25 protein-coding genes are annotated in these 24,861 nt (G+C 63.7%); 13 read left to right on the forward strand and 12 right to left on the reverse strand.

Going from position 1 to position 24,861, the window contains the following annotated elements; translation table 11 throughout:
- Positions 1–7: 7 nt before the first annotated feature.
- The 3 genes from CDE01S_RS05110 to CDE01S_RS05120 all read left to right on the forward strand — a co-directional run bounded on the left by CDE01S_RS05110 (position 8) and on the right by CDE01S_RS05120 (position 3,526).
- Positions 8–1,630 carry a gamma-glutamyltransferase family protein gene (locus CDE01S_RS05110; RefSeq protein ID WP_066704633.1) on the forward strand — a complete coding sequence of 541 codons (1,623 nt, stop codon included), beginning with the start codon at positions 8–10 and terminating at the stop codon, positions 1,628–1,630.
- An 85-nt stretch (positions 1,631–1,715) separates the two neighbouring features.
- Positions 1,716–2,573, forward strand: coding sequence for a DMT family transporter (locus CDE01S_RS05115; protein ID WP_439648666.1), 858 nt, complete (start codon positions 1,716–1,718; stop codon positions 2,571–2,573).
- A gap of 164 nt (positions 2,574–2,737) precedes the next feature.
- Positions 2,738–3,526 (forward strand): SDR family oxidoreductase, encoded by a 789-nt coding sequence (locus CDE01S_RS05120; protein WP_066704637.1) that lies wholly within the window; start codon positions 2,738–2,740, stop codon positions 3,524–3,526.
- A 54-nt stretch (positions 3,527–3,580) separates the two neighbouring features.
- On the opposite strand, the gene CDE01S_RS05125 is transcribed toward CDE01S_RS05120, so the two are convergent.
- Together CDE01S_RS05125 and CDE01S_RS05130 are read right to left on the reverse strand one after the other, a co-directional pair.
- Positions 3,581–4,051: a hypothetical protein gene (locus CDE01S_RS05125; protein ID WP_066704639.1), complete on the reverse strand. Its 471-nt coding sequence runs from the start codon at positions 4,049–4,051 to the stop codon at positions 3,581–3,583.
- 28 nt (positions 4,052–4,079) lie between these two features.
- Positions 4,080–4,982: a DMT family transporter gene (locus CDE01S_RS05130; RefSeq protein ID WP_066704641.1), complete on the reverse strand. Its 903-nt coding sequence runs from the start codon at positions 4,980–4,982 to the stop codon at positions 4,080–4,082.
- Positions 4,983–5,093: 111 nt separating this feature from the next.
- On the opposite strand from CDE01S_RS05130, the gene CDE01S_RS05135 reads away from it, so the two are divergent.
- A complete protein-coding gene (locus CDE01S_RS05135; RefSeq protein ID WP_066704643.1) occupies positions 5,094–6,089 on the forward strand; it encodes a quinone oxidoreductase family protein in 996 nt (331 codons plus the stop codon).
- Between the two features lie 18 nt (positions 6,090–6,107).
- Here the strand turns inward: CDE01S_RS05135 and CDE01S_RS05140 are convergent, their stop codons facing one another.
- Complete coding sequence (locus tag CDE01S_RS05140; protein WP_066704646.1) at positions 6,108–7,028, reverse strand: LysR family transcriptional regulator; 921 nt, start codon at positions 7,026–7,028, stop codon at positions 6,108–6,110.
- Positions 7,029–7,246: 218 nt separating this feature from the next.
- Between CDE01S_RS05140 and CDE01S_RS05145 the strand changes: the two genes are divergently transcribed.
- Together CDE01S_RS05145 and CDE01S_RS05150 are read left to right on the forward strand one after the other, a co-directional pair.
- The gene (locus tag CDE01S_RS05145; protein WP_066704648.1) at positions 7,247–7,720 is read left to right on the forward strand and encodes a DUF4148 domain-containing protein; all 474 of its coding nucleotides are present in this window, start codon (positions 7,247–7,249) and stop codon (positions 7,718–7,720) included.
- Positions 7,721–7,748: 28 nt separating this feature from the next.
- Positions 7,749–8,222: a DUF4148 domain-containing protein gene (locus CDE01S_RS05150; protein WP_066704650.1), complete on the forward strand. Its 474-nt coding sequence runs from the start codon at positions 7,749–7,751 to the stop codon at positions 8,220–8,222.
- Positions 8,223–8,419: 197 nt separating this feature from the next.
- On the opposite strand, the gene lspA is transcribed toward CDE01S_RS05150, so the two are convergent.
- The 3 genes from lspA to CDE01S_RS05165 all read right to left on the reverse strand — a co-directional run bounded on the left by lspA (position 8,420) and on the right by CDE01S_RS05165 (position 12,955).
- Positions 8,420–8,884 (reverse strand): signal peptidase II, encoded by a 465-nt coding sequence (gene lspA / locus CDE01S_RS05155; RefSeq protein ID WP_439648667.1) that lies wholly within the window; start codon positions 8,882–8,884, stop codon positions 8,420–8,422.
- A gap of 32 nt (positions 8,885–8,916) precedes the next feature.
- A complete protein-coding gene (gene ileS / locus CDE01S_RS05160; RefSeq protein ID WP_066704655.1) occupies positions 8,917–11,742 on the reverse strand; it encodes an isoleucine--tRNA ligase in 2,826 nt (941 codons plus the stop codon).
- A gap of 118 nt (positions 11,743–11,860) precedes the next feature.
- On the reverse strand, positions 11,861–12,955 hold the full coding sequence (locus tag CDE01S_RS05165) for a bifunctional riboflavin kinase/FAD synthetase (RefSeq protein ID WP_066704657.1): 1,095 nt from the start codon (positions 12,953–12,955) through the stop codon (positions 11,861–11,863).
- 171 nt (positions 12,956–13,126) lie between these two features.
- Here CDE01S_RS05165 and CDE01S_RS05170 point away from each other — a divergent pair, with 171 nt between their 5' ends.
- The 4 genes from CDE01S_RS05170 (at position 13,127) to CDE01S_RS05185 (ending at position 16,696) form a co-directional block, all read left to right on the forward strand.
- Positions 13,127–13,684 carry an HNH endonuclease gene (locus tag CDE01S_RS05170; RefSeq protein WP_066704659.1) on the forward strand — a complete coding sequence of 186 codons (558 nt, stop codon included), beginning with the start codon at positions 13,127–13,129 and terminating at the stop codon, positions 13,682–13,684.
- Positions 13,685–13,792: 108 nt separating this feature from the next.
- Positions 13,793–14,779: a TRAP transporter substrate-binding protein gene (locus CDE01S_RS05175; RefSeq protein ID WP_066704660.1), complete on the forward strand. Its 987-nt coding sequence runs from the start codon at positions 13,793–13,795 to the stop codon at positions 14,777–14,779.
- A gap of 96 nt (positions 14,780–14,875) precedes the next feature.
- Entirely contained in the window at positions 14,876–15,391 is a 516-nt protein-coding gene (locus CDE01S_RS05180) for a TRAP transporter small permease (RefSeq protein ID WP_066704661.1), read from the forward strand.
- A gap of 21 nt (positions 15,392–15,412) precedes the next feature.
- Complete coding sequence (locus tag CDE01S_RS05185) at positions 15,413–16,696, forward strand: TRAP transporter large permease (protein ID WP_066704662.1); 1,284 nt, start codon at positions 15,413–15,415, stop codon at positions 16,694–16,696.
- Positions 16,697–16,767: 71 nt separating this feature from the next.
- Here the strand turns inward: CDE01S_RS05185 and CDE01S_RS05190 are convergent, their stop codons facing one another.
- The gene (locus CDE01S_RS05190) at positions 16,768–17,883 is read right to left on the reverse strand and encodes an acyl-CoA dehydrogenase family protein (protein ID WP_066704664.1); all 1,116 of its coding nucleotides are present in this window, start codon (positions 17,881–17,883) and stop codon (positions 16,768–16,770) included.
- A 24-nt stretch (positions 17,884–17,907) separates the two neighbouring features.
- On the reverse strand, positions 17,908–19,089 hold the full coding sequence (locus tag CDE01S_RS05195; protein ID WP_066704666.1) for an acyl-CoA dehydrogenase family protein: 1,182 nt from the start codon (positions 19,087–19,089) through the stop codon (positions 17,908–17,910).
- Between the two features lie 265 nt (positions 19,090–19,354).
- On the opposite strand from CDE01S_RS05195, the gene purN reads away from it, so the two are divergent.
- Positions 19,355–19,936: a phosphoribosylglycinamide formyltransferase gene (gene purN / locus CDE01S_RS05200; RefSeq protein WP_066704668.1), complete on the forward strand. Its 582-nt coding sequence runs from the start codon at positions 19,355–19,357 to the stop codon at positions 19,934–19,936.
- Position 19,937: 1 nt separating this feature from the next.
- On the opposite strand, the gene CDE01S_RS05205 is transcribed toward purN, so the two are convergent.
- The gene (locus tag CDE01S_RS05205; protein ID WP_066704670.1) at positions 19,938–20,213 is read right to left on the reverse strand and encodes a DUF1653 domain-containing protein; all 276 of its coding nucleotides are present in this window, start codon (positions 20,211–20,213) and stop codon (positions 19,938–19,940) included.
- A gap of 16 nt (positions 20,214–20,229) precedes the next feature.
- Here CDE01S_RS05205 and CDE01S_RS05210 point away from each other — a divergent pair, with 16 nt between their 5' ends.
- Positions 20,230–21,501, forward strand: coding sequence for an RsmB/NOP family class I SAM-dependent RNA methyltransferase (locus CDE01S_RS05210; RefSeq protein ID WP_066704672.1), 1,272 nt, complete (start codon positions 20,230–20,232; stop codon positions 21,499–21,501).
- 146 nt (positions 21,502–21,647) lie between these two features.
- A complete protein-coding gene (locus CDE01S_RS05215) occupies positions 21,648–22,862 on the forward strand; it encodes a DesA family fatty acid desaturase (RefSeq protein WP_066704673.1) in 1,215 nt (404 codons plus the stop codon).
- A gap of 263 nt (positions 22,863–23,125) precedes the next feature.
- On the opposite strand, the gene rpmG is transcribed toward CDE01S_RS05215, so the two are convergent.
- The 3 genes from rpmG to trxB all read right to left on the reverse strand — a co-directional run bounded on the left by rpmG (position 23,126) and on the right by trxB (position 24,762).
- On the reverse strand, positions 23,126–23,296 hold the full coding sequence (gene rpmG, locus CDE01S_RS05220; RefSeq protein WP_066704675.1) for a 50S ribosomal protein L33: 171 nt from the start codon (positions 23,294–23,296) through the stop codon (positions 23,126–23,128).
- A gap of 11 nt (positions 23,297–23,307) precedes the next feature.
- Entirely contained in the window at positions 23,308–23,541 is a 234-nt protein-coding gene (rpmB, locus tag CDE01S_RS05225; protein WP_066704677.1) for a 50S ribosomal protein L28, read from the reverse strand.
- A gap of 267 nt (positions 23,542–23,808) precedes the next feature.
- The gene (trxB, locus tag CDE01S_RS05230; protein WP_066704678.1) at positions 23,809–24,762 is read right to left on the reverse strand and encodes a thioredoxin-disulfide reductase; all 954 of its coding nucleotides are present in this window, start codon (positions 24,760–24,762) and stop codon (positions 23,809–23,811) included.
- Positions 24,763–24,861: the final 99 nt, after the last annotated feature.

The following is a 24,861-nucleotide window of genomic DNA, read 5'->3' on the forward strand; positions in this document are numbered from 1 at the left end:
AAACATCATGAACTTCAACTACACCAACCCCTACACCAGCACGCGCCTGCCTGTGTTCGCGCGCAACGTCGTCTCCACCTCGCACCCGCTGGCGGCCCAGGCCGGCCTACGCATGCTCTACAAGGGCGGCAATGCGGTGGATGCGGCCATTGCCGCGGCGGCGGCCATCACCATTACCGAGCCGGTCAGCAACGGCCTGGGCAGCGATGCCTTCGCCATCCTGTGGGACGGCAAGGAACTGCACGGCCTGAACGCATCCGGCCGTGCGCCGCAGAGCTGGACACCCGAGTACTTCAAACGCAAGTACGGTGACGATGCCAAGAACCCGCCCAAGCGCGGCATCGATGCCGTCACCGTGCCGGGCGCGGTGGCCGGCTGGGTGGCCATGAGCGAGCGCTTTGGCAAGCTGCCCTTTGCCGACCTGATGGAGCCGGCGATCGAGATCGCCGAGCGCGGTTACCTGCTGCCGGTGGTGGTGCAGCAGAAGTGGGCCGCCGCCACGCCCGAGCTGCAAGGTCTGCCGGGTTTTGCCCAGTCCTTCCTGCCCTGGGGCCGGGCGCCGCAGGTGGGCGAGCTGTTCCAGTTCAAGGCCGCCGCACGTGGTCTGCGTGCCATTGCCGAAACCAAGGGCCAGGCCTATTACGGCGGCGAGATTGCGCAGGCGATCGAGAAGTTCTCCGCGCAACACGGCGGCAGCATCAAGGCGAGCGACTTCGCGGCCTATAAACCTGAATGGGTCAAACCCATCGGCAAGAACTACCGCGGCTACGCCTTGCACGAGATTCCGCCGAACGGGCAGGGCATTGCGGCGCTGATCGCGCTGGGCATCCTCGACAAGTTCGACCTGGGTTCGCTGCCGGTGGACAGCGTTGACTCGCAGCACCTGCAGATTGAGGCCATGAAGCTGGCCTTTGCCGACGTCTACCGTTATGTGGCCGAACCTTCGAGCATGGAAGTGACGGCCGAGCAGATGCTGGACGACGCCTACCTGGCCTCGCGTGCCAAGCTGATCGACATGAAAAAGGCGCAGGACTTCAAGGCCGGCAATCCGGTGAAAGGCGGCACCATCTACCTGACGGCGGCCGACGAGAACGGCATGATGGTCAGCTTCATCCAGAGCAACTACATGGGCTTCGGCTCGGGCTGCGTCGAGCCGACGTTCGGCATCAGCCTGCAGAACCGCGGCCACGGCTTCAGCCTGGACGCCAAGGGCCACAACCCGGCCAACGTGGTGGCGCCGGGCAAACGTCCCTTCCATACCATCATCCCGGCCTTCCTGACGAAGGACGGCCAGCCGGTGATGAGCTACGGCGTCATGGGGGCCAACATGCAGCCGCAGGGCCATATGCAGACGCTGGTGCGCATGCTGGATTACGGGCAGAACCCACAGGCGGCCTGCGACGCGCCGCGCTGGCGCTACAACGCCGGGCTGGAGATCAACGTCGAGGCCGGTATGGACAAGGCCACGGTGCAGGGCCTGGCCGAACGCGGCCACCGCATGGAAGTGATCAACGACTCCTACCAGGACTTCGGCGCCGGCCAGTTCATCTGGCGCGCCGGTGATCCGAAGGTCGAGGGTTATGTGGCCGCCAGCGACGCGCGACGTGACGGACTGGTCGCCGGTTTCTGACCGGCGGTTTTCGTATTCATCAAGAAATTCGGTCTCTGCCCTTGTGAAACCTGCGCAAAGCGCTACAAAAAACGTAGCGTCCGGTTTGTTGTTCGCGGTCATCGGTGCCATTGCTTTCAGTGGCAAGGCGATCATCGTCAAGCTGGCCTACCGCCACGGCGTCGATGCGGTCACGCTCATCATGTACCGCATGCTGTTCGCGCTGCCACTGTTCGCCGCCATGGCCTGGTGGGCCAGCCGAGGCCAGCCGCCGCTGAAGTGGCGCGACTGGCTGGGCGTGCTGGGGCTGGGTTTTTCCGGTTATTACCTGGCCAGCTTTCTCGACTTTGCCGGGCTGGCCTTCATCACGGCGTCGCTGGAGCGGCTGATCCTGTATCTCACGCCCACCCTGGTGCTGCTGCTGGGGCTGGTGCTGTTTGGCCGCAGGGTGCAGCGCAAGCAGCTGTGGGGTATGGCGATCAGCTACGCCGGTGTGTTGCTGGTATTCGGCCGTGAGGTTTCGTTGGCCGGCAGTGATGTGGCCTGGGGTTCGCTGCTGGTGTTCATCAGCGCCATCAGTTATGCGCTGTACCTGACCTACAGCGGCGAGCTGGTGCGGCGCCTGGGCTCGTTGCGCCTGGTCGGGCTGGCCACCAGCGTGGCCTGTATTCTTTGCATCCTGCAGTTTGTCCTGCTGCGACCACTTGCAGCGGCCGAGGTCGCGATGCCGGTGATCTGGCTTTCGCTGCTCAATGCCATCGCCTGCACGGCGGTGCCGGTGCTGCTGGTGATGATGGCGATCGAGCGCATCGGCGCCGGCCTGACGGCGCAGGTCGGCATGGTCGGGCCGATGTCCACCATCCTGATGGGCGTGTGGCTGCTGGGCGAGCCATTCACGCCCTGGATTGCGGCTGGCACCGTATTGGTGGTGGCCGGCATCTTCGTCTTCAGTCGCGGGAGATGAAATACCCCCAGGCTACGCGCACTTCGTGTCGCTGCGCCACCCCCCTTGCAGGGGGCGCACTCAGTGGCCCGGCAAAGCCGGTTCCACGAGTGCCCTGAATAGAGCGGGGTGATGCGTGGGCCTTTATCATCGGCTAAATTTTTGTTTGAAACGAGAGGATCGTTATGGATTTGGGCATTGCGGGCAAATGGGCGCTGGTGGGCGGCGCCAGCAAGGGGCTGGGTTTTGGCTGCGCGCAGGCACTGGTGCGTGAGGGCGTCAATGTGCTGATCGTAGCGCGTGGCGCCGAGGCGCTGCAGGCCGCGGCCGACAAGCTCAAGGCCGAAGCCCGGGGCACGCAGGTGCTGGCCGTCGCGACCGACATCACCACGCCCGCCGGGCGCGAAGCCATCTTCGCGCAGCACAAGGACTTCGACATCGTCGTCACCAATGCCGGCGGTCCGCCGCCCGGCGACTTCCGCGACTGGGACCGCGAGGCCTGGATCAAGGCGGTGGATGCCAACATGCTGACCCCGATCGAGCTGATCAAGGCCACGGTGGACGGCATGGCCGAGCGTGGCTTCGGCCGCATCATCAACATCACCTCCAGCGCAGTGAAGGCACCGATCGACATCCTGGGCCTGTCCAACGGCGCGCGCAGCGGCCTGACGGGTTTTGTGGCCGGCGTGGCGCGCAACCCCAAGCTGGCGGCGCGGGGCGTGACCATCAACAACCTGCTGCCGGGTGCGTTTGACACCGACCGGCTGAAGGCGACGATGGTGGGGGCGTCGCAGAAGACCGGCCAGAGCATCGATGCCGTGGCCGAGGCGCGCAAGAAGACGATTCCGGCACAGCGCTTCGGGACGTCCGAGGAGTTCGGCGCGATCTGCGCCTTCCTGTGCAGCCAGCATGCCGGCTACATGAACGGCCAGAACGTGCTGGCCGATGGTGGCGCCTACCCGGGCACTTACTGAGGACTGTCAGGCCGGCGCCCGCTGTCAGCGCGCCGGCCGCTGCCGCTGAGCTGTTTAGCGGCGTACCGGCTGGGTCGACGGGGTCGGAGCCGGTGGGGGTGGCAGCGTGCTCTTGGGCGTGACGGTCAGCGTGGCCTGCGAGCCGCCCATCACACCGCCTTCGTTCAGTTCAACAGTGGCGCTGCGGTCGGCCTTGGTGAAGACCAGTAGGCTGGTCTTGCCGCGCACCGCGCTCACCAGCGTCCAGCCCTGCGGCGGGTACTGCTCAAGAAAGAAGTTGTAGGCGGCGTTCGGGTTCTGGTCGAGTTCCAGCACTACGCGGCCGACCCAGTTTTCGCCCGAGCCCATGATCAGCGACTGGCTGTGGTTGATCTTGGCGCCCGCCGGCAGCTGGGAGTTGACGATCAGGTCGTTCATCGCGCCGTTGCCCGAGCCCGTGCCGGCGCTGTTGCCGGAGGTGGTGGCGCATCCCGTCAGCAGGATGAAGGTAGACAGCAGCAGCGACTTGAGGGCAACAGGTTTCATGGCAGGTTCCAGCGAAGACGGTTAATGCTCAACGCCGGGAAGATACCACGATGCCGCCTACGATCAACGCAAAGGCCACGCCATGGTAGACCTGAGGCAGTTCACCCAGCAGGGCCGAGGACAGCACGGCCGCAAACAGCGGCGTGAGGTTGGAGAAGAAGCCGGCCACCGACGGGCCGGCGCGCTGCACGCCGGTGCCCCAGCAGCGGTAGGCCAGCAGGGCCGGCCCCAGGGCCACGAACAGCAGCGCCCCAGCCAGCGGCCAGCCCCACTCGATGTGTGCGTCGGTCAGCGCCCACTCGCCGGCCGTGAAAAGGGCAGACCAGACCAGGCCGAACACGATCTGTGCCATCAGGAAGGCCGCCCAGTTGTTGCGGATGTCCGCGGGTTCCTTGGCCGGTTGCACCAGCATCCAGCTGTACCAGGCCCAGGCCATGGCCGCCAGCAGCACATAGAAGTCGCCCGGGACCAGCTTCAGGTGCAGCAGCGTGCCCGGTTCGCCGCGGCTGAGCACCAGCAGCACACCGCTCATGGACAGGCCGGCGCCCAGCAATTGGCGGCGCGTGATCCGGGCGTTGAAGAACAGGCGGCCGAAAACCAGCATCCAGACCGGGATGCTGGAGGCCACCAGCGTGACGTTGATCGGCGTGGAGGTGTGCAGGGCCAGGTACTGCAGCGCGTTGTAGGCGCCGACGCTGAGCAGGCCCAGCACGCTGAAGCGCCGCCAATGCGCCCACAGGCCGCTGCCGCGGCGCAGCACGTCGGAGGCCAGGGGCAGCAGCAAGACAAAGGCCAGCAGCCAGCGCAGCAGGTTGAGTGTCATCGGCGGCACCAGCGGACCCACCACGCGGCCGACGACGGCATTGCCGGCCCACATCAGGGGCGGGATGGTGAGGAGCAGGGCGGTGGCTGGGGTGAGTCGTGCGTGCATCGCCAGCACTGTAGCAAGACATCATGGGCATTGCCGTCACAGGTCTTTTGACTGTGCGGCATGATGGAGACGGCACAGTAAAATTTTTCGCTATTCCGCAGGAGACATCACATGACACACATCACATCGCGCGCCGTGCGCATTGACCAGAACGGCGGCCCCGAGCAGCTCAAGATCGTCGAGGTGACGGTGGGCGACCCTGGCCCCGGCGAGATCCGCATCCGCCACAAGGCGGTCGGTCTGAATTTCATCGACACCTACCAGCGCTCCGGCCTGTACCAGTTGCCCATGCCGCTGCAGCTCGGCATGGAAGCCTCGGGCATCGTCGAGGCGGTGGGCGAGGGCGTCACGCACCTGAAGGTGGGTGATCGCGCCGCCTACGCCAGCCAGCCGCCCGGCAGCTACTGCGAGGTGCGCGTGATGCCGGCCAAATGCGTGTGCAAGTTGCCGGATGACATCTCGTTCGAGACCGGCGCGGCCATGATGCTCAAGGGCCTGACCGTGCAGTACCTGCTGCGCCGTACCCAGCCACAAGGGGGACTGCAGGCCGGCGACTTCGTGCTGTTCCATGCGGCAGCGGGCGGCGTCGGTCTGATTGCCTGCCAGTGGGCGCGGGCCATGGGCCTGCAGCTCATCGGCACGGCCGGCTCGGACGACAAATGCGCCCTGGCCAAGGCGAACGGTGCCGCCTACGCCATCAATTACGCAAAAGAGGATTTCGTGGCACGGGTGAAGGAGATCACCGGCGGCAAGGGTGTGCCGGTGGTGTACGACTCGGTGGGCAAGGACACCTTCCTCCGGTCGCTCGACTGCCTGCGGCCCTTTGGCCTGGCGGCCAATTTCGGCAACGCCTCGGGCAAGGTCGAGCCGCTGGACATCGGGCTGTTGGCGGCCAAGGGCTCGCTGTACGTGTCGCGTCCGACGCTGTTCACCCACATCGCCACGCGTGAGAGCACGCAGGCGATGGCAGACGATCTGTTCGACATGGTGAGCAGCGGCAAGGTCAAGATCCAGATCGACCAGACCTACCCGCTGGAACAGGTGCAACAGGCGCACCGCGACCTGGAAGCGCGCAAGACCACCGGCTGCACCGTTCTCACGCTGTGAGTGTGTGCCGGCACCGTCTCAGTTGACGGCGCCGGCGCGCTCGACCAGGAAGTCGAGGAAGGCCCGTGTCTTGGCGGGCATGAATTTGCGCGTCGGCAGGGCGGCGTAGGCGGTCACGCGGCCCAGCATCCAGTCGGGCAGCAACTGGATCAACTGCCCGCAGTTCAGGTACGGCCTGGCAATGAGTTCGGAGACGGCAAAAAAGCCGATGCCATTCAGGCCCGCGCGCAACATCACGTCGAAGCTTTGCGTACGCAGCACCGGCATCACCGCGACTTCCACGGGGTCACTGGCCTCCAGGCACGGGTCGCTCAACTCAAGCCGCAGTTTGAGGCCACTCTGGTCCTGCCCCGGCAGCAAAGCGGGTTTGAGGTAGTCGTGCCGAACCAGATCATCAGGAGCCAAGGGCTTTCCCATGCGCTGCATATAGTCGGCTGAGGCGCACAGGATCAGGTTGTTGGTGCCCAGAGGGCGGGCGACGATGTTGGCATCGAAGTCCTCATCTGCCGCTACGACTGCCAGATCGAAGGCCTCAATGCGTGCCAGGGGCTGGGGATCGATCGACAGGTCCAGCATCAGCTTCGGGTGGCGCTCACGCCAATGCGCAATGTTCGGCGCGATGAAGTAGGAGGCCATGGTCGGTGTGCTCAGCACGCGCACCGAGCCTTGCAGCTCCTTGCTGTGGGCCGCGGCTGCCATCTCCGCTTCGTCGATGTCCTGCAGGATGCTGTGCAGCCGTGCGCCGTATTCATTCCCTGCTTCGGTCAGCGAGAGCTTGCGTGTTGTTCGGTGCAGCAGGCGTGTGCCCAGGCTCTGCTCCAGATCGGCCACCAGCCGGGTGATCACGGCCGGTGACATGTCCAGTGCGCGGGCGGCAGCAGTAAAGCTGCCTTCTTCAACCACGCGTTGAAAAACGCGCATGGATTGGAGTCTGTCCATGATGGCCCCTCTTTCAGATATCAATGGCGACAGAGTAATTATTGCTGAATTGGCAATGATTATTTGAAGGAAACGCTATTTTTCTTGAAATCAAGCTGTCATAAAGTTCATTCCATCGATGAATCGAAACAAATAACGAGGCATCGAGGTTGGACAGGCGAGAAAGCGATTTCCTGCCATGCCCAGAAACATTGTTCGTCTTTGAAAGGAAATACATCATGAACCGCAAGTACACCACCGTGATCACTCTGGCCGTCGCCGCTCTGGCTGCTGGCAATGCCTTGGCTGCCGATCAGGCTGTCGGCAAAACCCGCGCCCAAGTCCAAGCCGAGCTGCTGGAAGCCCAGCGCACGGGCGACATCGTGGATGCCGGCACCGGCCAGAAGCTCAATGAGCTGTACCCCAACCGTTATCCGGCCAAGGTAACTGCCTCGAACCGCAGCCGCGCTGAAGTCAATGCCGAGTTGGCCGAAGCCCAGCGCATGGGCGACATCGTGGATGCCGGCACCGGCCAGAAGCTCAATGAGCTGTACCCCAACCGTTATCCGGCCAAGGTAACTGCCTCGAACCGCAGCCGCGCTGAAGTCAATGCCGAGCTGCGGGAAGCCCAGCGCACGGGTGACATCGTCGATGCAGGTACCGGCCAGAAGCTCAACGAGCTCTACACCAACCGCTATCCGATCAAGGGCTAAACGTCGTTTGTTTTAACAGGAACTCAACATGAACACCAAATACACCAACATCATCATGCTGGCTGTGGCTGCACTGGCCGCCGGCAATGCTCTGGCTGCCGATCCGGCTGCTGCCAAAACACGTGCCCAGGTTCAGGCTGAATTGGCAGAAGCCCAGCGCACGGGTGACATCATCGATGCAGGTACCGGCCAGAAGCTCAACCAGCTCCAACCCGGCCATTACCCGGCCAAGGCCGCTGCGCAGGGCCGTACCCGCGCAGAGGTGAAGGCTGAGCTGGCCGAAGCCCGCCGGACCGGCGACATCGTCTATGTCGGAACCGGCAAGAAAATGAATGAGCTGAACCCGGACCTGTTCCCCGCCAAGACGGTTGCTCCCAGCCGCAGTCGCTCGGAAGTCAATGCCGAGTTGAAAGAGGCTCAGCGCACCGGCAACCTCATCGACGGAGGTACCGGCCAGAAGTTGAACGAGCTTTACCCGAACAGCTACCCATCCAAGAACTGATGCGAGGCTGAGAGCATGAAACGGCCGTGGAGCGAGAGCCCCGCGGCCGTTCTGTTTTTCCCGCATGCCACGCCGGTTGGGAGCTTGTTGTTGTCACGCCCAGGGCTGCGCGGGCACGGGTGCAAGCAACTGGTCGGGCTTCTTGTGCCACATCGGCCATCTGCGTAAGCCGCAGATGGCCGATGCCCATTTCTTGACTATCGGCTGCGTCGAACGCGCAGCAATTCGTCCAGGATCAGGCAGGCGGCGCCAAGGGTGATGGCGCTGTCGGCCACATTGAAGGCCGGGAAATGCCAGTTGCGCAGATGGAAGTCAAGGAAGTCAATGACGTAGCCGTGCAGCAGGCGGTCGATCACGTTGCCGATGGCGCCGCCCAGGATGCAGGCCATGGCAAAGCAGAACAGCCGCTGGCCGGCGTGCGAACGCAGCATGAACAGGATGAAGACCACCGCAGCCACCGCGATGCCGACGAAGAACCAGCGCTGCCAGCCCGAGCCGCTGGCCAGGAAGGAAAAGGCCGCGCCACTGTTGTGCACCCGTACGACGTTGAAAAAGCTCGTGACGTAGGTGCTCTCACCCAGGTGGTAATACCCCAGGATCAGCACCTTGGTGAATTGGTCGGCCAGCAGCAGGATGAAGGCCAGGCCCAGCCACTGCAGCATGCCGGCACTGGTGTGTGAACGCGGTTTGGCCATCAGGCAACCTTTCTTTCTTCGCCGGCACCATACAGGTTGCTGGTGCAGCGGCCGCACAGTGTCGGGTGGGCAGTGTCGTGGCCGACGTCGTCGCGGTAGTGCCAGCAGCGTTCGCATTTGGCATGTTTTGAGGCTTCCGCGCTCGTGGATACAGCGTCACCAGCTACCAATTTGATAGCGGATGTGATGAAGACGAATTTCAGGTCTTCGCCCAGGCTGGCCAGCAAGGCGTGGTCATCGGTGCCGACGGTCAGCGTGACCTCAGCCTGCAGCGAGGCGCCGACCTTGCCGTCGGCACGCAGTGCCTCGATGTCCTTGTTGACCACGTCGCGGATCTCGCGGATGCGGTTCCATTTGGCCAAGAGCGCGGCGTCGGGTGTACCCAGCGCCGAATAGGTTTCCATGAAGATCGACTCGGAGGTGCCAAACACCTTCCATGCTTCCTCGGCCGTGAAACTCAGGAACGGCGCCATCCAGCGCAGCATGGCGTGCGTGATCTGCCACAGGGCGGTCTGGGCGCTGCGACGCGCCAGCGACTTCGGCGCCGTGGTGTACAGGCGGTCTTTCAGCACGTCCAGGTAGAAGGCACCGAGGTCTTCCGAGCAATAGACCTGCAGCTTGGCCACCACCGGGTGGAATTCATAGACTTCGTAGTGCGCCAGGATGTCGGCCTGCAGCTCAGCCGCGCGCGACAGGGCGTAACGGTCGATCTCCAGCAGCTGATCGGCCGGCACCGCGTCCGCGGCCGGATCGAAGTCACTCACGTTGGCCAGCAGGAAGCGCAGCGTGTTGCGGATGCGACGGTAGCCGTCCACCACGCGCGCCAGGATTTTGTCGTCGATGCCGAGGTCGCCCGAGTAGTCGGTGGCCGCGCACCACAGGCGGATGATCTCGGCCCCCATCTTCTCGCTGATCTGCTGCGGCGCCACCACATTGCCCACGCTCTTGCTCATCTTGCGGCCCTGGCCGTCCACGGTGAAGCCGTGCGTCAGCAGGCCCTTGTAGGGCGCGTGGTCGTACATGGCGCAGGCGGTCAGCAGCGAGGAGTGGAACCAGCCGCGGTGCTGGTCGTGCCCTTCCAGATACAGGTCGGCCGGCCAGGTGGACTGGTCCTTGTGGCTGTTCTTCAGCACATGGAAGTGCGTGGTGCCGGAATCGAACCAGACGTCCAGGATGTCGTTGACCTTGGTGTAGTGCACGGCATCGGCCGCGCCCAGGATCTCCTCGGCCGTGACCTTGCTCCAGGCCTCGATGCCACCGGCCTCCACCATGCTGGCGGCCTGGTCCATGATCTCCATGGTGCGCGGGTGCAGCTCGCCGCTGTCCTTGTGGATGAAGAAGGGCAGGGGCACGCCCCAGTTGCGCTGGCGCGAGATGCACCAGTCGGGCCGGCCGGCGATCATGTCGCGCAGCCGGGCCTTGCCGTTCTCAGGGAAGAAGCTGGTTTCCTCGATGGCGGCCAGTGCCAGCTGACGCAGCGTCTTGCTCGCCTTGTCCTTGGTGAACACGCCTTCACCTTCGTCCATGCGCACGAACCACTGCGCGGCGGCACGGTAGATCACCGGTGTTTTGTGGCGCCAGCAGTGCGGGTAGCTGTGGGTGATGTCGTGGGTGGCGAACAGGCGGCCGGCATTCTTCAGCGCTTCGATCACCACCGGCACCGCTTTCCAGATGTTGAGGCCGCCGAAGAGCGGGAAATCGGCCGCGTAACTGCCGTTGCCCTGCACCGGGTTCAGGATGTCGTCGTAGGCCATGCCGTGGGCAACACAGCTGTTGAAGTCGTCCACGCCGTAGGCAGGCGAGGAGTGCACGAGGCCGGTGCCGTCTTCCGCCGTGGCGTAGTCGGCCAGATACACCGGGCTGAAGCGGCGGTAACCCGCATCAACGTCGTACAGCGGGTGCTTGAAGTTGATCAGGCCGAGGTTTTTGCCCAGGGTGGTGGCCAGCACCTTGCCGCTGAGCTGGTAGCGCTCCATGCACTTCTCCACCAGCACCGCAGCCAGCAGCAACAAGCCACGCTCGGTCTGCACCAGCGCGTACTCCAACTCGGGGTTGAGGTTGAGCGCCTGGTTGGCAGGAATGGTCCAGGCGGTGGTGGTCCAGATCACGGCATAGGCCGGCTGCTCCAGCTTTGGCAGACCAAAGGCCGCGGCCAGTTTCTCGGGTTCGGCGCACTCGAAGCCCACGTCCAGCGTGGTGCTCTTCTTGTCCTGGTACTCGATTTCGAACTCGGCCAGCGAAGAGCCGCAGTCAAAGCACCAGTAGACGGGTTTGAGGCCGCGGTAGACGAAGCCGCGCTCCATGATGCGCTTGAGCGCACGGATCTCGTTGGCCTCGTTGCCGAAGTCCATGGTGCGGTACGGGTTGTCCCACTCGCCCAGCACACCGAGGCGCTTGAAGTCGGCCATCTGGCCGGCGATCTGCTCGGTGGCGAAGGCGCGCGATTTGGCCTGCACCACATCACGGGAGAGGTTGCGGCCGTGCAGTTTCTCGATCGCGTTTTCGATCGGCAGGCCGTGGCAGTCCCAGCCCGGCACGTAGATGGCGTCCAGCCCCTTGAGCTGGCGCGCCTTGACGATCATGTCCTTCAGCACCTTGTTGACGGCGTGGCCGATGTGGATCTGGCCGTTGGCGTAGGGGGGGCCGTCGTGCAGCACGAATTTGGGCTGGCCGGCGCGTGCGGCGCGCAGTTTCTTGTACAGCCCCTTGTCTTCCCATTCCTTGACCCAGCCCGGCTCGCGCTTGGGCAGGTCGCCGCGCATGGGGAACGGGGTGTCGGGCAGGTTCAGGGTGCTGCGGTAATCCGGTTTGTTGGTGTCTGACATGGCGATGGTGTTGTGAGGGCTTCGACAAGCTCAGCCCGAACGCAAAGGTTGGAGCAACAAGAGATAAGCCGTTGGCCCTGAGCTTGGTCGAAGGGCTACGACGGTCGAGACAGATCGTCTAAATTCGGTCGCGTGTCGTCTGCCGGTGCGTTTCGGCGTGCATGGAGGCAAAAAAAGCCCGCGCATCATCGCAGTCCTTGGTGATCCCCGCTGTCAGGGCGTCCAGACCGTCGTATTTGAGCTCGTCGTGCAGTTTGTGCAGCAGTTCCACGCGGATGATTTTACCGTAGGCCCCTTCCGGCCCCAGGCCGGCCGGCCAGTCCAGGCAATGGGTCTCCAGCAACACGCGTCCGCCGTTGACGTCATTCGGATCGAGCGAGGGGCGCACGCCCAGGTTGGCGACGCCGCGCAGGGGCTGGCCATAGGCACCCACGCTCGGCACTGACGTGTCCTCGCTGCCCCCCGAGGGGGTGCTCGCCGCCTTGGGGCGGCCCGGCGGCGGCTCGGTCAGACCATGCACCAGCACGGCAAAGATGCCGCTGGCGGCCGGTTTCCAGTGGGCAAAGCGCAGGTTGAGGGTCTTGAAGCCCAGCTCACGCCCGAGCTTGCGACCATGCACCACATGGCCGGAGATGTGGTACGGGTGACCGAGCAGGCGTGCCGCATCCGCCATACGGCCTTCGCCCAGCGCCGCACGCACCGCCGAGCTGGAGACGCGCAGGCCGTGCACCTCGTAGCTGTTCATGCGCGCCACGTCGAAACCCTGCTTCACACCGGCCGCGTCGAGCATGGCGTAGTCACCCGCGCGCTTGGCACCAAAACGGAAATCGTCACCCACCAGCACATAGCGCGCGCCCAGGCCCTGCACCAGCACCTGGTCAATGAAGGCCTGCGGCGTGAGCGCGGCCAGCCGGGCATCGAAGGGCAGCACCACGGTCTGGTCGACGCCGCAGCGCTCCAGCTCGGTCAGCTTGTCGCGCAGCGTGCCGACGCGTGCCGGTGCCAGTTCGGGTTTGCCCGTCACGCCGGCAAAGTAGTCGCGCGGATGCGGCTCGAAGGTCAGTACGCAGCTCGGTACGCCGCGTTGCTGCGCCTCGCCACGCAAAAGCGCCAGCATGGCCTGGTGGCCGCGGTGCACACCGTCGAAGTTGCCGATGGTCATGGCACAAGCCGGTGCGATGCCGGGGTGGTGGAAGCCGCGGAAGACCTTCATGGAGCAGTATCTTTTTGATAGCAGTCAGCGCTGTAACGTAAAGCAACTGCCGCCAATTTGTCATGAAAACAGGGTATATTGTGACCCATGGCGAGGCAGCACGGCCCGGCCGGCTGCCGCAGACGCAAGCGTTCCGTTTGAATGGTTTTGTGACCGGTCAGGAGGCGTGTTTTGAAAGTCTTGAAGCTGTCGGCCCAAGGGCTGCCCCAGTCGTGGATTTCGCTCGAAGAGGCGGTATTGCACTACGCCGCCGATGAGGTGCGCTGGGAATCCGGCGGCAAGGTGGCCGTGTTCCATGGTGGCCACAACGCGATCACGGGCCAGCAGTCCATCATCTCGGTCAACAGCATCATTGGCACCAAGGGCGTGCCCAACATCAACCCCTTCAACCTGCGGCCCAGCCTGACCAACAGCAAGCTGTTCGTGCGCGACCGCAACGTCTGTGCCTACTGCGGCGACCACTTCCATGAGACCGAACTGACGCGCGAGCACATCATCCCGTTCGCGCAGAATGGCCAGGACCACTGGATGAACGTGGTCACCGCCTGCCGTGCCTGCAATCACCGCAAGAGCCATCGCACCCCCGAGCAGGCCAACATGCCCCTGCTCTACGCGCCCTACGTGCCCAGCCTGTGGGAAGACTTCATTCTGCGCAACCGCCGCATCCTGGCCGACCAGATGGAGTTCCTGATGGCGCATGTGCCCAAGTCCTCGCGGCTGCTCACGTAGGCTGCAGGTGGGCCGGACTGATGTCGCTGAGGCGGCGCGCAGCCGGCGGCGGGAAAACTACAATGCACGCTCATCATTCCCGTCAACGTTTCTGAGAAAGTCCCCATCATGACCTTTCGCCGTTCCGTCCTTACGAGTTGTGCGGCCGCCTTGCTGGCTGCTGCGACTGGCGTTGCGTTTGCGCAGCAAGCCCGGGAGGTGAAGATTGGCTATGCACTGGCCATCAATTCGCACTATGGCGCTGCGGCCCAGGCCTGGGCTGATTCGGTTGAGAAGGCGACCAACAATGCCTTCAAGGTCAAGCAGTTCCCCTCCAGCGCCCTGGGCGGCGAACGCGAGCTGATCGAAGGCCTGCAACTGGGCACGGTGGAAGCCATCATCGTGTCCACCGGCGCGCTGAGCAATTTCGTGCCGGAAGTCGGCGTGGTGGACATCCCTTTCCTGTTCCGTGACACCGCCCATGCGCGCAAGGTGCTCGACGGCGAGTTCGGCCAGGACCTGCTGACCAAGTTCAAGAAACGCGGCCTGATTGCCCTGGCCTGGGGCGAGCAGGGTTTCCGCCATCTGAGCAACAACAAGCACCCGGTGAACAAGCCCGACGACCTCAAGGGCCTGAAGATCCGCACCATGGAAAACCCGGTTCACATCCTGGCTTTCCGCACCATGGGCGCTTCGCCCACCCCCATGGCCTGGCCTGAGGTGATCGGCGCCCTGCAGCAGGGCACCATCGACGGCCAGGAAAACCCGCTGTCGGTTTTTGTCTCGGCCAAGCTGTGGCAGGTGCAGAAGAACCTGACGCTGACCGGCCACGTCTACGCGCCGATTGCCTTGATCGTCTCGCCCGCTTTCTTCGGCAGCCTGACGGAGGCACAGAAGGCCGCCTTCATCCAGGGCGCCAAGCTCGGCGCCCAGGCCTCGCGCAAGTTCGTCGACGACGTCGAGAAAAAGGGTGTGGAGGAGATCAAATCGCACGGCGTGAAGGTCGTGACCCAAGTGAACAATGCACCGTTCCAGGCTGCCCTGACTCCCGCCTACAAGCAGTACGCGGCCAAGTACGGGCAGAAAACGCTGGACCAGATCGCAGCGGTCAAATAAACAGCGGTTTGCTGTCCTGAACCTGCACCGCCCGGCTTTGTCCGGGCGTTTGTTTTAAATCCTCATGACCCGACACCCCCGGTGCCGACCCCGACTATGTTGAACCGCATTGAGCGCATCCTGGTGGCCTGCAACCGCTGGCTGTTGATCCTGCTGCTGCTGGCCATGGCCTGCATCGTTTTTGCCAATGTGGTGCTGCGCTACACCACGGGCGACTCCATCGTCTGGGCCGAGGAGGTGGCGCGGCATCTGATGATCTGGGGCACTTTCCTCGGGGCCGGGCTGGTGCTGCGCTTCGGTGGCCACGTGGCAATTGACAACCTGCACCAGGCGGTGAGCACACGTGCCGCCCGCTGGTTGCGCACCGTGGTGGTGGTCGGCATCGGTATCTTCTGCCTGGTGATGACCTATTTCTCGATCCTCTACGTCTGGGCAACGCGTTTCCAGACCACGGCGGCGACCGACATTCCGATCTCCTTCATCTACGTGGCCATGCCGGTGGGTTTTCTGCTGATGTTCGTGCACCTGCTGTTCATCGTGCGCGGCTACATCACTGACGGCAGCTACATCGAGTCCGGCGAGATGGACGCCGAAGCCGCAGCTTCGCTCTGACGTAGGAAGGACAGACATTCCATGACCCTCACACTTTTCATTGCCGTCGTCGTGCTGATGGCACTGGGTTTTCCCGTGGCTTTCGCGCTGGCCATGTCGGCCGCGCTGGCGGTGTTCGTCGGCGGCCGCTACCCGCAACTCGTGGTCTTCAAGGAGATGTTCACCGGCATCGACAGCTTTCCGCTGATGGCGGTGCCGTTTTTCATCCTGGCGGCCGAGCTCATGTCGGGTGGTGCACTGACGGCGGTGCTGCTGCGTTTTGCGGCGCAGTTTGTCGGCCATCTGCGCGGCGGGCTGGGTTATGCCAACGTGCTGTCGCTCACCCTGTTCTCGGGCATTTCCGGCTCGGCACTGGCCGATGCGGCCGGCCCCGGCTCCATGATGGTCAAGATGATGGAGAAGGCCGGTTATTCGCGTGCCTACGCCGCAGCATTGACGTCGAGCACCGCCATCGTCGGCCCCATCATTCCGCCGTCCATCAGCATGATCATCTACGCCATGCAGGACGAACAGGTCTCGGTCGGCGGGCTCTTCATGGCCGGCTTCCTGCCGGGCCTCCTGATCGCGCTGGCCATGGCCTTTGTCAACTGGCGCGTCTGCACCCGGCGCAACTACCGCTCCACCCAGCCGCGTCCCTCGGCGCGCGAGATGCTGGTCAACAGCGTCAAGGCCATTCCGGCCCTGATGCTGATCGTGCTGATCCTGGTCGGCATCCGTTTCGGCATCTTCACGCCGACCGAGGCCTCGGTGGTTGCGGTGTTCTACGCGCTGGTGTGCGGCAAGTGGATCTACCGCACGTTGGAATGGAAGGCACTGCCGGCCATTGCGGCGCGCTCGGCACTGCTGACGGCCTCCGTGCTGCTGGTGATGGCGACCTCGGCCGCGTTCGCCTGGGTGCTCACGGTGGAAGGTGTGCCGCAGCAGGTGTCGCAAGCCATCGTGGGCTGGAACCTGTCGCCAGTGACCTTCCTGATTGCCGTCAATATCCTGCTGCTGGTCTTCGGCATCTTCATGGAGCCGCTGCCGGGCGTGATGATCCTGGTGCCGATCCTGGCGCCGATTGCCGCCACGCTGGGCATCGACCCGACCCACTTTGCCATGGTGGTGATCGTCAATCTCACGCTGGGCATGATCACACCGCCGGTCGGCGGCCTGCTGTTCGTCACGGCCGTGTCCACCCGGGTGTCGATGGCGGAACTCACGCGCGAGTTGCCGCCGTTCCTGCTGGCGCATTTCATCGTGCTGGTCTTGCTGACCTTTGTGCCGGCCATCTCGACCTGGCTGCCCCATACCCTGGGATTCTGAGCCGCCTGTGACATGAAAAAGCCCGCCAGCAACATGCTGGCGGGCTTTTTTAATGGCAGATCGGGAACGTGTCAGGCAAACACGCCGGCCGTGTCCTGCATGCGGGCCGACACTTCGCCCAGTTGGTGCAGGCTGTCGCCAAAAGTCATCTCCAGCTGCGTCAGCTTTTTGAAGTAATGGCTGACGATGTACTCGTCGGTCACGCCGATGCCGCCGTGCAACTGCACCGCCTGCTGGCTGACGAAGCGCATCGACTGGCCCAGCTGGTACTTGGCGCGTGCCATGGCGCGGCGGCGCTCTTCCGCCGGGGCATTGAGCTTGAGGCTGGCGTAATAGCTCATGGACCGCGCCAGTTCCAGCTGCATCTTCATGTCGGCCGCGCGGTGGCGCAGGGCCTGGAAGCTGGCAATCGCCACGCCGAACTGCTTGCGCGTGTTCATGTATTCCAGTGTCACGGCCAGGGTCTGGTCCATCACGCCAACGGCTTCGGCACAGGTGGCGGCAATGCCGATATCTACGGCGTGCTCCAGCGCCGTCAGGCCGTCCAGCGTGACGAGTTGCGCCGGCGTGTTGGCCAGCACCACGTCGGCCGCGCGGCCACCGTCCTGCGTGCCGTAGCCGCGCGTGGTGACGCCGGTTGCCGTGCGTTCGACCAGGAACAGGGCGATCTTGCCGTTCGCAGTGGCGGGCACCAGGAAGGCGTCGGCCTGGTCGCCGGCCGGCACCACGTTCTTGGTGCCGGAGACGGTCCAGCCAGCGGTCGTCTGGGTTGCCTTGCTGTCGCACACATCGAGGCGGTAGCGTGCGCGGCGTTCCTGCTGCGCCAGCACCACCAGCGCCTCGCCCGAGGCAATGCGCGGCAACCAGGCTGCCTTGAGCTCGGCGCCCGCGTAACCGGCGAGCACACCGCCGGCAATCAGGCTTTGCGCCAGCGGCTCGAGCACGATGCCGCGTCCCAGCTCTTCCATCACCACCATGCCTTCGATCGGGCCCATGCCGAGGCCGCCGTCGTCTTCCGGGATGTAGAGGCCGCACAGACCCAGTTCGGCAAGTTCATTGAAGGCCTCGCGTGAGAAGCCGCCGGCAGCTTCCGTGGCGCGGCGGCGCTCGAAGCCGTAGCCCTTCTCCACCCATTTGTGCACGGCGTCACGCAGTTGCTGCTGGTCGTCGGTGAAATCGAAATCCATGTTGTTCTCCTGTTCCTGCGGCGATCAGCCGAGAATCGTCTGCGCGACGATGTTGCGTTGCACTTCGTTGCTGCCGCCGTAGATGGTGGTCTTGCGCATATTGAAGTAGGTCGAGGCCAGCGGGGCATTGGCCAGCAGACCGCCGGGGTAGTCACCCTGCCAGCCGGCTTCCATCGCCTCGCGGATCAGCGGCACGGCGTAGGGGCCGGCGGCCAGCATCATCAGTTCGCTGTAGCGCTGCTGGATCTCGCTGCCGCGGATCTTGAGCAGGCCGGCGATGTCCAGTGAGTTCTTGCCCGACTTCTCGGCGGAGAGCACGCGCAGCACCAGCATCTCCAGCGCCACCACGTCCACTTCCAGCTTGGCGATCTCGTCGCGGAAACGCACGTCGTCGTAGACGCCCTCGGCCTTGGCGATGCGTTTCAGTCGCTCCAGTTCGCGCTTGGCGCGGTTGACGTCGGCGATGTTGGTGCGCTCATGGCTCAGCAGGTGCTTGGCATAGGTCCAGCCCTTGTTCTCTTCGCCGATCAGGTTCTCGGCCGGCACTTCGACGTTGTCGAAGAACACCTCGTTCACTTCGCACTCGCCGTCGAGCAGGCGGATCGGTCGCACCGTCACGCCGGGTGATTTCATGTCGATCAGCAGGAAGGAGATGCCGGTCTGCGGCTTGCCTTCGGTGCTGGTGCGCACCAGGCAGAAGATCCATTCACCATACTGGCCCAGCGTGGTCCAGGTCTTCTGGCCGTTCACGATGTACTTGTCGCCCTTGCGTTCGGCACGGGTCTTGACCGAGGCCAGGTCGGAGCCGGAGCCCGGCTCGCTGTAGCCCTGGCTCCACCAGACTTCACCGCTGGCGATGCCGGGCAGGAAGCGTTGCTGTTGTTCCGGGCTGCCGAAGGCCATGATGACGGGGGCCACCATCACCGGGCCAAAGGGCACCACGCGCGGCGCACCGGCCAGGGCGCATTCTTCCTCGAACAGGTGCTTTTGCACCGCGTTCCAGCCCGGGCCGCCGAACTGCTTGGGCCAGCCCCAGCCGAGCCAGCCTTTCTTGCCCAGGATCTTGGCCCAGCGCTGCATATCGTCGCGGGTCAGGTGCAGGGCGTTGTGCACCTTGTGGGCAATGTCGGCCGGCAGGTTGTCGCGCACCCAGGCGCGGATCTCCTCGCGGAATGTCTGTTCTTCGGGGGTGAATGCCAAATCCATAGATGTCTCCAAACAGGTTGCGCATATTCATGTTGCAAGCGCAAGCCTGTGTTTTTAGCACGATCGTTCGCTAAGCCCTGTCCAAACCGCGACAAGCCAGAAATAGGCACCCCCCTGGGCCGGCCCACTGCGTGCGGCCATCTTCCCCTCCAGGGGGACGACACCGGTGGCTCAGGCTTTGCCGGTTCCACGGCGTTCCCCGTTGGGCGTCTTTGCAGCCGGGTCACCTGGCCGTGCACAATCCAGTCTGGCTCAGAAGCAAGAAATGAAAAACATCGTCATCCTGATTTCCGGCGGCGGCTCCAATATGGCCGCCATCGTCAAGACTGCCGAGTGCGAGCGCTGGCAGGACAAGTTCGATGCCCGGGTAGCGGCCGTCATCAGCAACAAGGCTGATGCCCAGGGGCTGGTTTTTGCGCGTGACCATGGCATCAGCACCGAGGTGCTGGACCACAAGGGGTTTGCGTCACGCGAGGCGTTTGATGCCGCGCTGATGGCGGCGATCGACCGCTTCGAGCCGGCGCTGGTGGTGCTGGCCGGTTTCATGCGCATCCTGACGCCTGGCTTTGTCAACCATTACGAAGGCCGCTTGCTCAACATCCATCCCTCGCTGCTGCCGGCTTTTCCGGGTCTGCACACGCACCAGCGCGCGATTGACGCTGGCTGCAAGTTCGCCGGTGCCACCGTGCACCAGGTCACGGCCGAACTCGACCATGGCCCGATCCTGGCCCAGGCCGTGGTGCCGGTGCTGCCGGGCGACGATGAACATACGCTGGCGGCGCGCGTGCTCACGCAGGAGCACCTGATCTACCCACGCGCAGTGGTTCAGTTGCTACAAAAACGATAGCTTATTGCGCAGATTTATCGGGGTCTTGCTGCTGATTTGTCTCTGAAACCCAGGCAAAACGCGGCTGCCGCACGCCATCGATCACCACTGCTTCGCCAAACATGGCCGCCGGCCGCACCCACAGGCCGCGTTCACCATAGAGCGCGCGGTACAGCGTCATCGGCTCCAGCGTTTCGCTGTGCCGTACGGTGCCCAGCACCTCGTACATCAGGTTCTTGTAGTGGCGGTAGATGCCGGGCCGGGTTTCGATCAACGGGGGGAGTTTTTCCTCAAGCATGGGACAATTCTCCCCTATGCATCCCAAATCCCTGTTGGACGTCTGCTCCGAGCTCGTCCGGCTCACCCTCAAGTTTGATCATCCGGCCGACGCCATCGTGTCGCGCTTTTTCCGCGACAACCGCGGCCTCGGCCCGCGCGAGCGCGCCACGCTGGCTGAAACCGTCTACACCGTGCTGCGCAAGAAGCTGCTGTTCGACCAGCTGGCGCTCTCGGGCAGCGGCCCGAAGGAGCGGCGCCTGGCCATCCTCGGTTTTTATGGCCCGCGCGACTTCCTCAAGAGTGCGCTGACGGATCAGGAAAAACAGTGGCTTGACCAGTGCGACCAGGTCAAGCCGACCGACCTGATGGACCGGCATCGCCACAACCTGCCCGACTGGCTGGTGCAGCCGCTCAAGGAGCAGTTGGGCGACGGCTTCTGGCCGCTGGTTGACAGCCTCAACCTGGGCGCCGGGCTGGACCTGCGCGTCAACACCCAGCTGGCCAAGCGCGAGGCCATCCAGAAGGAACTGGCGCAGGCTGGCATCCAGGCGGTGCCGACGCCGTATTCGCCCTGGGGCTTGCGCATCGAGGGCAAACCCCCCCTGAACAAGCTCGATGCCTTCACGCGTGGCGCCATCGAAGTGCAGGACGAGGGCTCGCAACTGCTGGCCCTGCTGCTGGAGGCCAAGCGTGGCGAGATGGTGGCCGATTTCTGTGCCGGTGCCGGCGGCAAGACCCTGGCCATTGGTGCGGCCATGCGCAGCACCGGGCGGCTCTATGCCTTTGACACCTCGGCGCACCGGCTGGAGGCGCTGAAACCGCGGTTGGCACGAAGCGGCTTGTCCAACGTCCACCCCGCGGCGATTGCCCATGAGCGTGACGATCGCATCAAGCGGCTGGCCGGCAAGCTCGACCGGGTGCTGGTGGATGCGCCGTGCTCGGGGCTGGGCACGCTGCGGCGCAACCCGGACCTGAAATGGCGCCAGAACCTGCAAGCGGTGCAGGAGATGACCGTCAAGCAGGCCGCCATCCTGGCCAGCGCGGCGCGTCTGCTCAAGCCCGGCGGCCGGCTGGTTTATGCCACCTGCAGCATCCTGCCGCAGGAAAACGAGGCCATTGCAGAGGCCTTCTCGGCTGCCCACAGCGATTTCCAGCCGCTGGAGGCCGGTGAGCTGCTGGCCCAGCTGAAGGTGGAGGGCGCTGCCAGCCTGTGCAGCGGTGGCGACAGCGGCCAGAAATACCTGCGCCTGTGGCCGCACAAGCATCAAACAGATGGGTTTTTTGCCGCAATTTGGCAAAAGAAGTGATCATCTGACTTGAATTCACGGTTTTCGTCTGCAGCTGCCCAGGGATGGTCAAACCGGGCCGAAACCCTTAAAATTCATGCCTACGGGGGTAAGCAATCGCTTGCCCTTATTACTATTCCTATTCATTTCGTTGAGAGTCTCTGACTATGCTGTTACCTGACTGGGCTGTGCTGAATGCGGCCATTGAGTGGTTCGCCCATGGCCTGTTGGATTTTTCCTGGTGGCAGATCGTTCTGTTCACCCTGGCCATGACGCACGTGACCATTGCCAGCGTCACCATCTTCCTGCACCGCAACCAGGCACACCGCGCGCTGGACCTGCACCCGATTGCCTCGCACTTCTTCCGCTTCTGGCTCTGGATGACCACCGGCCAAGTGACCAAGGAGTGGGCCTCCATCCACCGCAAGCACCATGCCAAGTGCGAGCAGGCCGAGGACCCACACAGCCCGCACGTGTATGGCATCAAGAAGGTGTTCCTGGAAGGTGCCGAGCTCTATCGCGCCGAAGCCAAGAACAAGGAAACCATGGCGCGTTATGGCCATGGCACGCCGAACGACTGGATCGAGCAGAACCTCTACACCCGCTATTCGTGGCAGGGTGTGGGCCTGATGATGATCATCGACCTGACCCTGTTCGGTGCGGCCGGTTTGGCCGTGTGGGCCGTCCAGATGGCGTGGATTCCGTTCTGGGCTGCAGGCGTCGTCAATGGCGTGGGCCATTACTGGGGTTATCGCAACTTCGAGGCGCCGGACGCCAGCACCAATCTGACGCCCTGGGGCATCATCATTGGCGGCGAAGAACTGCACAACAACCACCATACCTACCCGACCTCGGCGAAGTTCTCGGTCAAGCCCTATGAGTTCGACATCGGCTGGGTCTACATCAGCCTGATGCAGAAAGTCGGTCTGGCCAAGGTCAAGAAGACACCGCCGAAGCTCGCTTTCGGCGACATCAAGCCGGTGGCCGACGAGAAGACACTTGAGGCCCTGATTGCCAACCGCTACGAAATCATGGCGGGTTACGCCCATGGCATGCAGCGCGCCTTCCAGCAGGAAGTGGCGGCGCTGAAGGCCCGCAGTGCCGACACCGCCGTCATCAAGGCCGCCAGCCGCTGGCTGCACCGCGACGCTGACAAGGTGCCCGCTGCTGCCGTGCCTGAGTTGGCCAAGGCGCGTGCCGCTTCGCCGGCACTGGACAAGATGGTGACCATGCGTGAAGAGCTGCGCCAGCTCTGGCTCAACACCTCGCTGTCACGCGAACAGCTGTTGGCCAACCTGCAGGCCTGGTGCCGCCACGCCGAGGAAAGCGGCATTGCCGCGCTGCAGGAGTTCTCGCGCAAGCTGCGTGCAGCACGCGCCTGATACCTCCGCGGTTTCTCCTGCATCTAAAAAAGCCCGCTTCACGCGGGCTTTTTTGTGGGTGGCCGCTTGGCATGTCAGGTCTCAACGCGATGGTCGATTCAAAAGGAAACCCAAGAAGGCGAGCCGAAGTCAGGGCTGCTGCGTGAGCCTTGCGGTGCGCAGCCTTGTCGCACGGCGATGAAATCCGGCAGTCAGAACAGCCGAACAAACAGCCACAAAAAAGCCCGCATGAAGCGGGCTTTTTTGCGTGAGGAAAGACTGAATTACTTCAGCTTCATTTCCTTGTATTCCACGTGCTTGCGAGCCTTGGGATCAAACTTCATGATCGCCATCTTCTCGGGCATGGTTTTCTTGTTCTTGCTGGTGGTGTAGAAGTGACCGGTACCGGCCGTGGATTCCAGCTTGATTTTTTCGCGTCCGCCTTTGGTTGCCATGATTCAGCTCCTTAAGCTTGGCCACGTGCGCGCAGGTCGGCGAGCACGGAGTCGATACCATTCTTGTCGATCAGACGCAGGGCGGCGCTGGAAACGCGCAGACGGACCCAGCGGTTCTCGGATTCAACCCAGAAACGGCGATATTGCAGGTTCGGCAGGAACCGGCGCTTGGTTTTGTTGTTGGCGTGGGAAACATTGTTTCCGACCATCGGGCCCTTGCCCGTGACTTCACATACGCGTGCCATGAGGACACTTCGCTTTCTTCAAAACGGCGGTCACTGACGTGAGCGCCTCACCTCGCCAGTAGGGTGGCGGTAACCCATGATCACTGGGCGAACCCAGCAAAGCCTTGAATTATAAGGGAATTTGGCCGCGCTATGCAAGCCTATGGCCGCGCGCAGCGCTGGCCCGTTCGCAGGCACCCGCGGAACCGGCTTGGCCGGGCCGCTGGGTGCGCCCCCTTGAGGGGGGATGCGAGCCACACGCAGTGGGCGAGAGTCGGGGGTGGTTTCTTACCCCTCCTGCTCCAAAAACCGCTGCGCATCCAGCGCCGCCATGCAGCCGGTGCCGGCGCTGGTGATGGCCTGGCGGTACACATGGTCCTGCACGTCGCCGGCGGCGAAGATGCCCGGCACCGATGTCTGGGTGGCAAAACCCTTGAGGCCGCCCTGGGTGACGATGTAGCCGTTTTCCAGTTCCAGCTGGCCTTGGAAGATCTCGGTGTTGGGCGCATGGCCAATGGCGATGAAGCAGCCCTTGAGTTCCAGATCTTCGGTGCTGCCGTCCTTGGTGCTCTTGAGGCGGATGCCGGTTACACCGCTGGCATCGCCCAGCACCTCGTCCAGCGTCTGGAAGGTCTTGAGCACGATCTTGCCGGCCGCCACCTTGTCCATCAGCTTGTCCACCAGGATCGGCTCGGCCTTGAACTTGTCGCGCCGGTGTACCAGGTAGACCTTGCTGGCGATGTTGGAGAGGTAGAGCGCTTCTTCCACGGCGGTGTTGCCGCCGCCGACCACGCAGCAGACCTGGTCGCGGTAGAAGAAACCGTCGCAGGTGGCGCAGCCAGAGACGCCGCGGCCCATGAAGGCCTGCTCGGACGGCAGGCCCAGGTACTTGGCCGAGGCGCCGGTGGCGATGATGAGCGAGTCACAGGTGTAGGTGCCGCTGTCGCCGGTCAGGGTGAAGGGGCGTTTCTGGAAGTCGACCTTGTTGATGTGGTCGAACACGATTTCGGTCTTGAAACGCTCGGCGTGGGCGAGGAAGCGCTGCATCAGGTCCGGGCCCTGCACGCCGTCCACGTCGGCCGGCCAGTTGTCGACTTCGGTGGTGGTCATGAGCTGGCCGCCCTGGGCGATGCCGGTGATCAGCAGCGGCTTGAGGTTGGCGCGCGCAGCGTAGACGGCGGCGGTGTAGCCGGCCGGGCCGGAGCCGAGAATCAGGACTTGGGCATGCTTGTTCTGTGACATTCTGAAACCTTTGCAAGGGGGATGCAGCGCTGATTGTAAGAACGGATGGCGCCGGACGCCGGACGCCCGCCAGATGCCCTTGAGCCAGCGGGACGAATT

Source organism: Curvibacter delicatus NBRC 14919, from assembly GCF_001592265.1.
Classification (GTDB): domain Bacteria; phylum Pseudomonadota; class Gammaproteobacteria; order Burkholderiales; family Burkholderiaceae_C; genus Hylemonella; species Hylemonella delicata.